This is a genomic window from Pseudomonas brassicacearum (genome assembly GCF_009601685.2).
Taxonomy (GTDB): domain Bacteria; phylum Pseudomonadota; class Gammaproteobacteria; order Pseudomonadales; family Pseudomonadaceae; genus Aquipseudomonas; species Aquipseudomonas kilonensis_B.
Window position 1 is genome coordinate 4,248,078 of sequence record NZ_CP045701.2, and the last position, 12,814, is coordinate 4,260,891.

Consider the following 12,814-nt stretch of genomic DNA (forward strand, 5'->3'; position numbering starts at 1 on the left):
ATGCTGAACATCAAAATCCTCGGTTCAGGGTGCGCCAACTGCAGGAAACTGGAGGCCGTGGCCCGTCAAGCCGCGCAGAATCTGGGTATCCAGGCCGAATTCGAAAAAATCACCGACATGGGCAAGATGATCACTTATGACGTCCTCTCCATGCCGGCGCTGGTGATCAACGAGAAGGTTGTAAGCAGCGGGAAGATTCCGACGGTTGCGGATATCCAGGGCTGGATTTCGACGGCGCAATGACAAGGTCACAACGGCCTGGCATCCCGTCAGTCGGAAATGTCGACAAAACCGGACGAAATAGAGGGTTACTCGAGCCATTAGGGCCAAACAACCGAGCGGTCTACTACGCTCACTAAGTTGAAGTAAAGCAGCTGACGACAGAGGTGGGGGCCGACTGCATCGCAAGCGCAATGTGGAGGCGGAAATGACATCGATATCCAGAAGGCTCTTGCTAAAAGCAGGAGGCGGCATTGCTGCAAGCGTGGCGATAGGTCTGCCCAAACTCACACAAGCCGCGACACCCAAGCCAACGGCAGAGGGACGAGTCAATCTCCCCTACCCCATGAACGCGCTCGCCAAAGCGCAGGATTTGCCGGTCAATACACCCGTCCTGTTTTCTTATCCCGACGCGGCATCACCTTGCGCATTGATCAAGATGGGCGCTCCCGTTCCAGGGGGGGTCGGTCCGGAGCGCGACATCGTGGCCTACAGCACCTTGTGCACGCACATGGGCTGTCCAGTGGCCTACGACCCAGGACAAAAGGTGTTCAAATGCCCCTGCCATTTCAGCCTGTTCGACCCTGAGAATATTGGCCAGATGGTTTCCGGGCAGGCCACTGAGAACTTGCCAAGCATCGTGCTTGAGTACAACCCCAAAGACGATTCGGTACGTGCAGTTGCCGTCGAAGGGTTGATCTACGGACGTCAGTCCAACCTCCTTTCATAAGGAGATTCAAAATGGCAACCAACAAAGATCGTGTGGCACTGCCCCCCACAGATGCCCAAAAGACCAACCTGACCTGCCACTTCTGCATCGTGGGTTGCGGTTATCACGTGTACAAATGGCCGGAAAATCAGGAAGGTGGACGGGCGCCCGACGAGAACGCACTCGCGCTCGACTTCCGCACACAATTACCTCCCCTGGCTGCCACCCTGACGCCCGCCATGCAGAACACGATCATCGACAAGGACGGTAAGCGCTACAACATCATGATCGTGCCGGATAAACAGTGCGCCGTTAACAAAGGGCTCTCGTCCACACGAGGCGGACAACTGGCCAAGGTCATGTACAGCCCCGACGGAGTAGGCAGGGAGCGCTTGCGCAGCCCACGCATTTATGTGGCTGACCAGTGGGTCGACACCAGTTGGGATGATGCTCTGGCGCTCTACGCTGGGGTGATCAAGAAGATTCTTGATAATGACGGGCCTGCCCCGCTCGCCTTTGACTGCTTCGACCATGGAGGCGCCGGAGGCGGATTCGAGAACACCTGGGGCACCGGCAAATTGATGTTCACCGCACTGCAAACCCCATTGGTGCGAATCCATAACCGCCCGGCCTATAACTCCGAGTGCCACGCCACCCGCGAGATGGGCATTGGCGAACTCAACAACAGCTACGAAGACGCAGAGTTGGCCGACGTCATTGTGGCCATCGGCTGCAATTCATACGAAACCCAAACCAACTACTTCCTGGCGCATTGGCTGCCCAACTTGCAGGGGCAGACTGTCGACAAACGCAAACAGCGTTTTGCTGGAGAAACCGTTGTCCCAGCCAGGATAATTTTTGTCGACCCTCGCAGGACGCCAACCATCGCGATAGCGGAGCAGGCAGCAGGTAAAGGCAACGTGCTTCACCTGGATATCGAACCGGGAACGGATATCGCCCTGTTCAATGGCCTGCTGACCTATGTGGTCGAGCAGAAATGGCATGACGAGGCATTTATCGCGGCCCATACCAAAGGGTTCGAGCAGGCGCTCCAAGCCAATCGAATGTCGCTTGAAGAAACCAGCCGCGTTACCGGTATATCGGTGGACAAGCTCAAGCAAGCAGCCGAATGGGCCTACAAGCCGAAAGCTTCCGGCCACCGCCCCCACACCCTGCACGCTTATGAAAAAGGAATCATCTGGGGCAATGACAACTACCTGATCCAGTCTGCATTGGTCGACCTGGTCCTTGCGACCCACAACGTCGGACGACGAGGTACGGGCGTGGTGCGGATGGGTGGGCATCAAGAGGGTTATGCCCGCCCCCCTTATCCTGGCAATACCAAGATATATGTCGATCAGGAGATCATCAACGGCAAAGGAATGATGTATACGGCATGGGGGGCCAATCCCTTCCAGACCACACTCAATGCCGAGCAGCATCGTACGGTCATTCTCAAACGCGCCAACATCGTAAGGGAGGCCATGGCCAGTATTCGCGGCGGCACAACCGCACAGAGGGTGGATGCGGTCTACGACGCGGTAAAAAACAAAGGCGGGCTCTTCGTCGCCAACATCAACCTCTACCCGACCAAACTGGCGGAAGCCGCCCATGTGATGTTTCCGGCAGCCCATCCAGGCGAAATAAATCTCACCTCCATGAATGGGGAACGGCGGATGCGCCTTTCTCAGAAATTCATGGATCCCCCAGGTTCGGCGAAAGCCGATTGCCTCATCGCAGCGGCTATCGCCAACACCCTTCGGCAGATGTATACGGACGAAGGGAATCTGGACATGGCAGCGCGTTTTGCAGGGTTCGACTGGAAAAGCGAGGAGGACGCCTTCAACGACGGCTTCCGTATGGCCGGCCAGCCTGGTGCTGGCCCCATCGACAGCCAGGGCGGGACCACGGGACATCTCGTCACCTACGAACGCCTGAAAGCCATGGGCAACAATGGCGTCCAATTGCCCACCCAAGCATACCGAGACGGCAAGCTGATCGGTACTGAGATGCTCTACACCGATTACAAGTTCGACACGCCGGACGGTAAAGCAGAGTTCAAACAAGCAGCATGGCCCGGGTTGCCAGAACCGGTGGCGCAACAGAAGGCCAAGCACCCGTTCTGGATCAACAGCGGACGGATCAACGAAGTATGGCAAACGCTCTACCACGACCAGTACAACGATTTCGTACGGCGGCGTGTGCCGATGGCTTATCTGGAAATCAATCCCGACGATGCAAAGACGCTGACCATTGAAGCCGGAGACGTGGTCGAGGTGTTCAACGATTACGGTTCGTCCTATGCGCTGGCCTATCTGGAGCCCGATATCAAACGCAATCAGACCTTCATGCAGTTTGGACACTTCAACGGCGTGATGGGCGACCTGACCACGCCCTGGACCGACCGCAACGTGGTGCCCTACTACAAAGGAACATGGGCGAGTATTCGCCGTATCGGAAAGGTGGACGAGTTCAAAGAGACGATCAGCTTCAAGACGCGCAGGTTTAGTACCTAAGGACAATCGTGCGGGAGATTGATTGGCTCATGGCATGCCTGCGACATGTGCTGATTCTGGCGCTGCCATTTTCTTCACATGCACGTAGCGCGCAGGAGGCCGTCCAGTCTGACGGTTTCATATCGCCTCGGCATGCCTGGGTAAAGCAACAGAGATCAAGGCGGCCAGACACACAAATGCGCTTGATATCCATAGGCATGCGCCCAACCCAAAGTCCTGGTAAACCCAGCCGGAGAGTACGGTGCCGATCAGTCGTCCCATGGCGTTGGACATGTAATAAAAACCCACATCCAACGACACGCCGTCTTCCTTGGCGTAGGACACGATCAGGTAGCTGTGCAGCGACGAGTTCACGGCGAACAACGCCCCAAAAACCATCAATCCACCCAACAGCACGACCTGTTGCGACAGCCCGGTGTTCAGCCCCAGCGCAATGGCCGCGGGCAAACCCGCCAGTAGCAGCGCCCACAGAAACGCCGCTCGACCGTCCGGCACGTGCCCTCGTTTCTTTCCAGTGATGTTGGGCGCGAACGACTGGACGATGCCGTAGCCGATCACCCAGGCCGCCAGGAAGCCACCAACCTTCCAGAAGTCCCAGCCCAAGACACTGCTCAGGTACACCGGCAAGGCCACCACGAACCAGACATCACGGGCGCCGAACAAAAACATCCGCGCCGCCGAAAGGATGTTGATCGCCCGGCTCTTGGACAAGATGTCACGAAACTTGGGCTTGGCTTTGGCCTTGCCCAGGTCCTTCTTCAACAGGATCAGGCTACTGATCCAAATCAGCGCCAGGCCACCCGCCATAGCCAGCAACGCGCCTTTGAAACCGATCAGTGCCAGCAGGGCCCCGCCAAGAAAGAAGCCGACACCCTTGAGCGCGTTCTTCGAGCCGGTGAGAATCGCCACCCATTTGTAGAGTTTGCCCTGCTGCCCATCGGGGACCAGAAGCTTGATGGAGCTTTTGGCGCTCATCTTGTTCAGGTCTTTGGCGATCCCGGACAACGCCTGGGCACCCATCACCCAGGGGATGGTCAACCAGGCGACCGGCACCGTCAGCATTAGCAGGGCCGCGACCTGCAGGCCCAGCCCGATGTTCATGGTTCGGTTCAGGCCCAGCCGGGCACCTAGGTACCCCCCCACCAGGTTGGTGATCACGCCAAAGAGTTCGTAGAACAGAAACAACGCCGCGATTTGCAGTGGGCTGTAGCCCAACGCATGAAAGTGCAGCACCACCAACATGCGCAAGGCGCCGTCGGTGAGCGTGAAGGCCCAGTAGTTGCCCGTCACGAGCAGGTACTGTCGCACGGGCGGCGCGAGGGCTGACAACGCTTTCATGACCGCCCCTCAGACTGCCAGACCGACCAGTTTGGCCAGCTCGACGGCGCGATTGGCATAGCCCCATTCGTTGTCATACCAAGCGTAAAGTTTGACCTGGGTGCCGTTGATGACCATGGTCGACAGCGCATCGATGATCGATGACCGCGGGTCGGTACGGTAGTCGATGGATACCAGCGGGCGCGCCTCGAAACCGAGGATGTCTTTGAGCTCATTCTCGGAAGCGTCCTTGAGGAACTGATTGACCTCCTCCACGGTGGTGGCCCGTTCGACTTCAAAAACGCAATCGGTCAGCGACGCATTGGCCAGCGGTACACGTACGGCGTGACCATTGAGGCGCCCACGCAGCTCCGGGAAGATTTCGGCAATGGCGGTGGCCGAGCCGGTACTGGTTGGAATCAGGCTCATGCCGCAGGCACGCGCACGGCGCAGGTCCTTGTGTGGCTGATCGAGAATGCTCTGGGTGTTGGTCAGGTCGTGGATGGTGGTGATCGAACCGTGGCGAATGCCCAGCTTTTGGTGGATGACTTTCACGACGGGGGCCAGGCAATTGGTGGTGCAAGAAGCCGCGGTGACGATGCGGTGCTGCGCCGGGTCGAACAGGTGCTGGTTGACGCCCATGACGACATTCAACGCGCCTTTTTCCTTCACCGGAGCACACACCACCACACGTTTGACGCCCTGATCCAGGTAAGCCTGCAGCACCGCCACGGTTTTCATCTTGCCGCTGGCTTCGATCACCAGGTCGCAAGCCGACCAGTCGGTGTCGGCAATCGTTTTGTTCGCGGTCACCTTGATGCGCTTGCCGCCAATCACGACCTGATCACCTTCTGCGCTGGCCTCGTTATGCCAACGGCCGTGCACAGAGTCGAAGTTGATCAGGTGCGCATGGGTGGCCGCGTCACCCGCTGGATCGTTGATCTGCACGAATTCGAACTCAGGCCAATTCCAGGCAGCTCGCAGAGCGAGGCGACCGATCCGACCAAAACCATTGATGCCAACTTTGATAGTCATGTTGTTGTGCTCTGTTGTCAGTGGCGTCCGACTGGCTGTCGAACTGGCCTATGCAGGAAGAAAAGGCGCCTGTTGCTCATGATCAATGTTCCTGAGGCTACAGCGTGCCAAATCAGCGTAATCAGGCGGTCTGGCTTTCGCAGCACACGGCTGCACGCTCAGGGCGATCACCCATTCCCTCAAGGCGTTTGGCATATGGGCTTAACCAGTGCTTGTTGCTTTCCAGCGTAGTGGCCAGCACTTGATGAACCCAATCGGGGAGATTCGGGTGCAGTCGGTAATACACCCATTGGCCTTGCCGACGATCCGAAAGCAGACCGCAGGTGCGCAACTGCGCCAAGTGCCTGGAGACTTTTGGCTGACTCTCGTTCAGCGCGCAGGTCAGCTCACACACACAAAGCTCTCCTTCGCGAGTGATAAGCAGCATGGTGCGCACGCGGATGTCATCCGCCAGGCATTTGAAAACAGTGGTCGGTGTCAGATGGTCAGCCATATCGATTCTCAGCGGACAGAACATGGACTTTGCTGGTCATTGTGAAGGCTCGTCATATATATGGTTTTCCGAATATATTAGCTTACGAATAATAGATAAAGCCCGCGCATCGAAAATCTCGAAAAAACCAGGTACTGGCGAACAGACGCCCGTAAGAACCCTTTTTTATAGGTCACACCGGATATTCATTCAGCAGAACGGTTCGGGACATCTTGGAAAGTGCATATACCCATAGAGGTTTCCCGGCGCGAAGGGGTCAGCGAAATGTCTTTGTCCAACTGGCGCAGGCCGGTCAGCGCTGAAGGAAACGCAGTGCCCGAAGACACTCCATCGGCCCAGAACTGGACCGCCGAAACATGCGTTGCCCCAGTGACATCGTTAGCTGAAGGCCGCCTGCGGGCGGGCGTTTTAACCTTGGCCGCAGGATAAAACCGTACCCAGCAACGATTTTGCTCAGATACCTGATTCCACCGTTTTCGTTCAGTTTGCGGGCACGGTAATCACAGGCGTCTGTGGTGTCACGCCCGTTTCGGCCAGCGAAAACAGGACGAGAACAAACAAGAACTCCGATTTGGATTTCATGTCACGGTCATCGATCCAGAACCAATAGTCGCGATAGCGAACGGCTGTATGGGCATCGATCGGCCGCTCCTTGCTTGAGTGAATGCGCACTAATGGTTCGTCCCATGGGCTTGGATGCTCAGGCGTAGCAGGCGCCGGGTTTGCACGCCCTTCCTGCAGATGTGCCGGTGGAACCTCGATGGTTGCGGCCAGCTCCACGAAGATTTCCGACATGGAGCGAGTCAGTAGCGCGACCTCGGTGTCATAACGTTGCACCATGCCAAACGTTAGATTCAGCTCGCTGGCATCGGGGTTCAACTGAAGGATTTTGCGAACCTTTCGACGATCGTTCTCGACGTCGTCGGAAACGTCCCGCGGGATCAGTACGAGCATGCTTTCATCGCTGCTTCGTTGATTGATGCGCATCCCCAACGACTCGGAGCGCTGGATTCGCCTGAAGGCCTCCAATAACTCGTAGAAACGCGGATCCGCTGCGCGAAAACGCGAAGGCGATGTGGATCGGTTATAGACGCCGTTAACGGCACTTGTGGTCAATTGCAGGACGCGATCGATGGGATAGCCTGCCTGAATCAGGGAAAACACGGCAGCCGGCGATAGGGGTTGCAGTAAATAGCGAGAGAATTTTTCCCCGGAAAGCGGCGTGTAGCTGATCGTCGGACGATCCGTATACACGCCGGAAGCCCCTATAGCCTGGCTGTTTCCATCACTGGGAAGTCCCGAATACCAACTCGCCGCGAAGTTGACCTGGCTCTGCATCGCGCTGGAGGCGATAACCGAGGAAACCTCAAGGAACACGGGTGCATCTGCGTAGCGTAATTTGACGATATTGAGCAGTGTCTGTTCTTTCCAGGTAGTGGCAATGACCGCGCTGTAATCCGTTCGGTCACGCTGAATCGAGCTGGGTCCCATCGTTGTGCACCCGGTAACCCAGCAGGCAATCACGAAGAGCGCAATTTGACGAGTACAGCCCGGTAATGGCCCGGCCCTCGCCGCTGAAAAATCGTGATCCATGACCTTGCCTCACAGCGTATTGTTTTGTCGCACCTGGCAATCGGGTTTGGCATGCGAGGCGATTGCCAAGCGTTAAATCCGTTTCATAAGTCTTCTTCTCTCAACGCTTTGATGCGCCCTGATTTTTCAGCAGCCACCAACGACGCATGATCTTTCGCGTTTTGTTCTGCATAGCTTCGGGCAAATTTGCCAATAGCCTGATCGAAGCTGTCCGATTTTCCCAAATAGCCACTGATGAGCGCGGCATCACCGGATTTGGCATGGGCACGGGCCAAGGTCATACCGCACAACTCACCATACAACTTCATTTGATCGACCGTTGCGCCTTCCACAGGAGCCGTCATTTTCATATCCCGCAACTGCCGAACGAAGAAATGCCGGCCATTTTCCCCCTGCGTCCACCCCAGGAAAATGTCACTGGAGGACTGCATCAGCCGTTGTCCGGTGACTACGCGTTCACCCTGATTCTCAAAGTCGCTCTTGCCCGCAAAAGGGGCCAGCACCGAGGGGCAGGCTTCCTTGAATTGCAGGAGCAACGGGTGGTTTTCCGCGGAAAAGAACAGGCCGACAAAACAATAGGTGCCGACGCTGCCGATCCCGACAGCCTTTACGACAAAGTCTTCGAGTCGGTAACGATCCAAAAGCAAACGTCGTTCAAGGGGTAGCGACAATCGATAGTCTCGTAGTGCCATCTGCACACGTTGCGCGAAGTTCTTTTCATGGATATGAAAAATGATCGGTGGCTGATCGAGTAGGCGTCGACGCCCCGCAACTTCGTTGGTGATCGTCGGATAGAGGTAATCACCGAGGCGTTCTTTGGCCTTGGCGATCAACTGAACGCGGTTTCTTTTGATTTTTTCGTTTGGGGCCATGTCGACGATCATTTGAGCGTCCAGGTGGTCATACCAGACCTCCAGCGGGCTCATCTTCGACAGTTTGCGCAGGCGCTCGCGATAAGCACGAACACACTCAACCGCTATCGCCTGGGCGTCTTTGTCGCTGAGCCGGTTGTCCCGGGCGGCCACGACAAAACTTATTGCCAGGCGTTTCACATCCCATTCCCAGGGGGCAGGAAGCGTTTCGTCGAAATCGTTAATGTCAAAAATCAGGTTGCGCTCAGGGGTCGCAAACAGTCCGAAGTTCAAAAGGTGACAATCCCCGCAAGCTTGGACCTGAATGCCTGTGTTCGGAGTAGTAGCCAAGTCATGAGCCATCACGCCGGCAGAACCGCGCAAAAAGGTGAACGGGCTGCGTAACATGCGCCCGTAGCGGACAGGAATCAGATTGGGCAGACGATATCGGTTCGACGCTTCCAGGATTTCAATTGGATCGCGGTGCTTACGCTTTGGCTTCCAAATGGCGTGAAGTGCGTGTGGCAAACTCTCGGATAAACGTTCACCTGCTTCCAGGCGTTCTTTGCGCGAGCGAAAAATCGGTTCATCGCTCTCCATGCTCTTCGCGTTCTTCAACGTACCTTTGATAGAACTCTTCTTGCTGTGAGACATGTCCGCTCCTTTGTTCAACGCTCTGGGTCTTGGCAACGAACTCAAAAGTCACTGGCGTGTCGTGGGCGGTGACCGTCATGACCGTTACTTCAGGCGGCTCGCGCACTGGGGATGCCGGTTCTTTATCACAACCAAAAAACTGCCTCAAAGCCCCCAACACAGGGCAAATGGTATGACGGCAACCTGTCTCTCATTGTTCATGTTCGCCCGCCTCCCCCTGCTCCATAACGGAGACTCGAACCGATGCGCAGCCATTCTTATCAAAACGCTAACACCACTCGACATTGGCATTTCTGACAAAAATCAATGCAAGCAATGGGACGGATGCGGAAAAGACGGATTGGGGGCACTCAAACCCTGGACAGCACGGTGAGAAAACGGCAAATAACGCAGCAGTTGGAGGTTTGGAAAGAAACTCTTGAGTACGCGACGAATAGTTGATTTAAAGCAAACCACGCCCCCCGCAGCGCTCCCAAACTGAGGATTTGAGAGCTTTTGCAAAAAAGTGAGTCACGCTCGGGAGTTTTCAATGAGTCGACGTCCCTCTGAATCGAATACCCCCCAACAGATTGACCAGTCGGAAGTCACATTGGGGCATTCGAGTAGCAGCTCGCAAAAGCGCTTGCTGGAATGGATGCACAACTATCGGCATAGCTGGCTCAAAGGCGATACGGTCGCAGGTCTGACCACAGCGGCGGTTGTCATACCCAAAGCACTGGCATATGCAACCATTGCCGGTCTGCCAGTCCAGGTAGGGCTCTACACGGTCATGGTGCCAATGCTGATTTATGCCGTGCTCGGCTCGTCGCGACCACTCAGTGTGAGCACGACTACGACACTCGCCATCCTTGCTGGTTCGGCACTCGATCAGATTGGTGCGTCTGGCGATCTGGCAGACTTGATGGCAGGATCAGCCACGTTAGCCTTGCTGGTAGGGGGATTCCTCGCTTTGGCGGGGCTTTTGCGCATGGGCTTTGTCGCCAACTTCATCTCCGAACCTGTACTAGTAGGATTTAAGGCAGGAATTGGCATCGTAATAGTGCTTGACCAAATCCCCAAACTAATCGGCATCCATATTAACAAGGGCAACTTCCTCCATAATTCCTTGGCCACATTACAGGGTATCCCTGATGCGTCGTTGCTAACGGTTGCCGTCGGGGGGCTCATGCTGCTTATCCTGATCACCATGAAGCGCTTTACGCCGGCCATACCCGCACCACTGGCAGCAGTGGTCATCGGGATTCTGGGGGTGAGCTGGCTAGGGCTGGACAACCATGGCCTTGCGGTAGTCGGTCATGTTCCAACCGGTTTACCTGCCTTGACGTTGCCTAATTGGGAGTTGGTGACAAAGCTCTGGCCTTCTGCAGCGGGCATTGCATTGATGAGTTTTACTGAAACAATAGCCGCGGGGCGTGCCTTTACTCACAGCGATGAGCCCTCTCCTCAAGCAAACCGGGAGTTAATCGCGACAGGCATCGCCAATATAGGAGGGGCCTTCCTGGGCGCCATGGTTGCCGGAGGGGGCACCACACAGACTGCGGTGAATCGCCTGGCGGGGGCTCACACTCAGTTGGCTGGATTAATAACAGCCATTTTAGCTTTGGGTGCCTGCATGTTTTTGGCCCCCTATATTGGCTTGATGCCCAATGCCACATTGGCTGCTGTGGTTATCGTCTATTCAGTTGGGCTTATTGCCCCTTCCGAATTTCGAGAAATTCTCAAAGTCCGTCGCACAGAGTTTATCTGGGCACTTGTTGCAACTTTGGGGGTCATGATGCTTGGAACACTGCAAGGCATCATCGTTGCAATAATCGTCTCACTTTTGGCCTTAGCTCATCAGGTCTCCAACCCGCCGGTATATGTGATGGTTCGCAAGCCTGGCACTAACGTTTTTCGTCCAGAGAGCGACGCCAACCCCCTTGATGAACATTTCACTGATTTACTTCTACTTCGTCCCGAAGGCCGCATCTTCTTCGCAAATGCTGAGCGAGTCGGACAAAAAATGCTCGCCTTGATCGACCAGGCGAAACCACGCATTGTGGCTCTTGATCTCAGTGGTGTATTCGATCTGGAATACACCGCGCTCAAAATGCTGGCGGATGGTGAGCGCCGACTGCGCGATCAAGGAGTGACACTTTTGCTCGTAGGCATGAACCCCAGCGTATTGGCTATGGTGATGCATTCGCCTTTGGCAGAACTGGGCCGCACACGAATGTTCTTCAACCTTGAGCAAGCTGTTGCAAATTACCAGGCATAAGCACTAGAGGGACTCACCTACGCCTGGGTATGAAACATTGCATCTAACCTCTGAACTAATCGGCTGGGACGACCAGGCCGCATCCTCAGGGAGGACTGGCGCGGACCTCAATCCGGTGTCGTCTCTTACGACAATGGAACAACCGTGAGCCTGTTTGACTCGACCGTCGCAGTCATCTGCATTGCCTGCGGATAAGCCAGCAAACACTCAGCGATGGCAGGCTCCAGCTCAACCCGCACTCGCCTTGTCAGGGCCCGAGCACCGAAGCGTGGGTCATGCTTTCGGCACAGCCAGTCGCTTGCCGCAACGTCCAGGACCAGCGTACGGCGATGCTGACCGAGCCGTTGGTTGAGTTTGTTCAGTTCGATCTGCAACAACGCTTCCAGCCATTGGCTTTCGATGCGTTGGAAAACCAGGATGCGATCAATACGGTTTAGAAATTCCGGTTCGAACCAGGCGTGCAACGCTAGCTCCAACATAGCCTGCTCACCTTGTGGGGCGATGCCGAGCCAGCGCCGCCAACCGCAGGAAAAACGTTCCCTGTAGGTGGTCGCTTGCCGGGCTCCAATGTTGCTGGTCATGAAGATCAGGCTATTGCGAAAATCCAGCGTTCGGCTACCGCCCGCCAAGGTCAGTTGGCCGTTCTCAAGAATACCCAACAAGCTGCGCACCACTTCCTTGCTGGCCTTTTCCAGTTCATCGAACAGCACGATGCCTGGGCGACTGTAGGTGCCTTGAATCAATTCGCTATTGAACAGACTGACGCCCTCTTTACTCCCCACATAACCAGGTGGTGCTCCGGTGAGCGCCGCCGAGTAATGCTCCTGGGCCAGGGTGTGCATGTCGATGCGACAAAAAGCATCGGCGCGACCGTGTATGGCCAGTGCCAGCAGGCGGACGATTTCGGTCTTGCCGACACCGGTCGGCCCCATGAACAGGTTCACCGTCAATGGCCTTTCACGTTCACCAATATCGACCTTGACCACGTTCAGCAACGCCTCGACCGCGCTCATGGCGTGTTCTTGGCCGACAATTCGACTGCGCAACAACGCCATGACTTGGGCGGGATTGAAGACGAAGCGTGAGGTCAACACATCTGCTGCCGGTGATGCGCTGGTCAGGCCAGGCTGTGGGTGGTTTGGGTCGATGCGATCATTCACCAAAGGCATG

The 12,814-nt window shown here is 56.0% G+C and carries 10 protein-coding genes; 4 read left to right on the top strand and 6 right to left on the bottom strand.

Annotated elements, in window-relative coordinates; translation table 11 throughout:
* From GFU70_RS17895 to GFU70_RS17905, 3 genes are all read left to right on the top strand, one after another.
* Positions 1–243 carry a thioredoxin family protein gene (locus GFU70_RS17895; RefSeq protein WP_058542498.1) on the top strand — a complete coding sequence of 81 codons (243 nt, stop codon included), beginning with the start codon at positions 1–3 and terminating at the stop codon, positions 241–243.
* A 184-nt stretch (positions 244–427) separates the two neighbouring features.
* Positions 428–949: an arsenate reductase (azurin) small subunit gene (locus tag GFU70_RS17900; RefSeq protein ID WP_058542499.1), complete on the top strand. Its 522-nt coding sequence runs from the start codon at positions 428–430 to the stop codon at positions 947–949.
* 11 nt (positions 950–960) lie between these two features.
* Complete coding sequence (locus tag GFU70_RS17905) at positions 961–3,444, top strand: arsenate reductase (azurin) large subunit (protein ID WP_153388529.1); 2,484 nt, start codon at positions 961–963, stop codon at positions 3,442–3,444.
* A gap of 117 nt (positions 3,445–3,561) precedes the next feature.
* On the opposite strand, the gene arsJ is transcribed toward GFU70_RS17905, so the two are convergent.
* The 5 genes from arsJ to GFU70_RS17935 form a co-directional block, all read right to left on the bottom strand.
* Positions 3,562–4,782 carry an organoarsenical effux MFS transporter ArsJ gene (arsJ, locus tag GFU70_RS17910; protein ID WP_153388530.1) on the bottom strand — a complete coding sequence of 407 codons (1,221 nt, stop codon included), beginning with the start codon at positions 4,780–4,782 and terminating at the stop codon, positions 3,562–3,564.
* A 9-nt stretch (positions 4,783–4,791) separates the two neighbouring features.
* On the bottom strand, positions 4,792–5,796 hold the full coding sequence (locus GFU70_RS17915) for an ArsJ-associated glyceraldehyde-3-phosphate dehydrogenase (RefSeq protein WP_153388531.1): 1,005 nt from the start codon (positions 5,794–5,796) through the stop codon (positions 4,792–4,794).
* 121 nt (positions 5,797–5,917) lie between these two features.
* Positions 5,918–6,289 carry a metalloregulator ArsR/SmtB family transcription factor gene (locus tag GFU70_RS17920; protein WP_058542512.1) on the bottom strand — a complete coding sequence of 124 codons (372 nt, stop codon included), beginning with the start codon at positions 6,287–6,289 and terminating at the stop codon, positions 5,918–5,920.
* A 480-nt stretch (positions 6,290–6,769) separates the two neighbouring features.
* Positions 6,770–7,882 (bottom strand): hypothetical protein, encoded by a 1,113-nt coding sequence (locus tag GFU70_RS17930; protein WP_153388532.1) that lies wholly within the window; start codon positions 7,880–7,882, stop codon positions 6,770–6,772.
* An 83-nt stretch (positions 7,883–7,965) separates the two neighbouring features.
* Entirely contained in the window at positions 7,966–9,141 is a 1,176-nt protein-coding gene (locus GFU70_RS17935) for a DUF2252 domain-containing protein (protein WP_319017044.1), read from the bottom strand.
* A gap of 880 nt (positions 9,142–10,021) precedes the next feature.
* Here GFU70_RS17935 and GFU70_RS17940 point away from each other — a divergent pair.
* Positions 10,022–11,644, top strand: coding sequence for a SulP family inorganic anion transporter (locus GFU70_RS17940; RefSeq protein WP_226921195.1), 1,623 nt, complete (start codon positions 10,022–10,024; stop codon positions 11,642–11,644).
* Positions 11,645–11,769: 125 nt separating this feature from the next.
* Here GFU70_RS17940 and GFU70_RS17945 read toward each other — a convergent pair whose 3' ends face one another.
* Entirely contained in the window at positions 11,770–12,813 is a 1,044-nt protein-coding gene (locus tag GFU70_RS17945; RefSeq protein WP_153388533.1) for an AAA family ATPase, read from the bottom strand.
* Position 12,814: the final 1 nt, after the last annotated feature.

Excerpts from the sequence above, each read along its gene's own strand:
- GFU70_RS17900 (WP_058542499.1), top strand. The coding sequence starts at position 428 with ATGACATCGATATCCAGAAGGCTCTTGCTAAAAGCAGGAGGCGGCATT.
- GFU70_RS17940 (WP_226921195.1), top strand. The coding sequence starts at position 10,022 with ATGCACAACTATCGGCATAGCTGGCTCAAAGGCGATACGGTCGCAGGT.
- GFU70_RS17905 (WP_153388529.1), top strand. The coding sequence starts at position 961 with ATGGCAACCAACAAAGATCGTGTGGCACTGCCCCCCACAGATGCCCAA.
- GFU70_RS17915 (WP_153388531.1), bottom strand. The coding sequence starts at position 5,796 with ATGACTATCAAAGTTGGCATCAATGGTTTTGGTCGGATCGGTCGCCTC.
- GFU70_RS17920 (WP_058542512.1), bottom strand. The coding sequence starts at position 6,289 with ATGGCTGACCATCTGACACCGACCACTGTTTTCAAATGCCTGGCGGAT.
- GFU70_RS17935 (WP_319017044.1), bottom strand. The coding sequence starts at position 9,141 with ATGTTACGCAGCCCGTTCACCTTTTTGCGCGGTTCTGCCGGCGTGATG.
- GFU70_RS17945 (WP_153388533.1), bottom strand. The coding sequence starts at position 12,813 with ATGCCTTTGGTGAATGATCGCATCGACCCAAACCACCCACAGCCTGGC.
- arsJ (WP_153388530.1), bottom strand. The coding sequence starts at position 4,782 with ATGAAAGCGTTGTCAGCCCTCGCGCCGCCCGTGCGACAGTACCTGCTC.
- GFU70_RS17930 (WP_153388532.1), bottom strand. The coding sequence starts at position 7,882 with ATGGATCACGATTTTTCAGCGGCGAGGGCCGGGCCATTACCGGGCTGT.
- GFU70_RS17895 (WP_058542498.1), top strand. The coding sequence starts at position 1 with ATGCTGAACATCAAAATCCTCGGTTCAGGGTGCGCCAACTGCAGGAAA.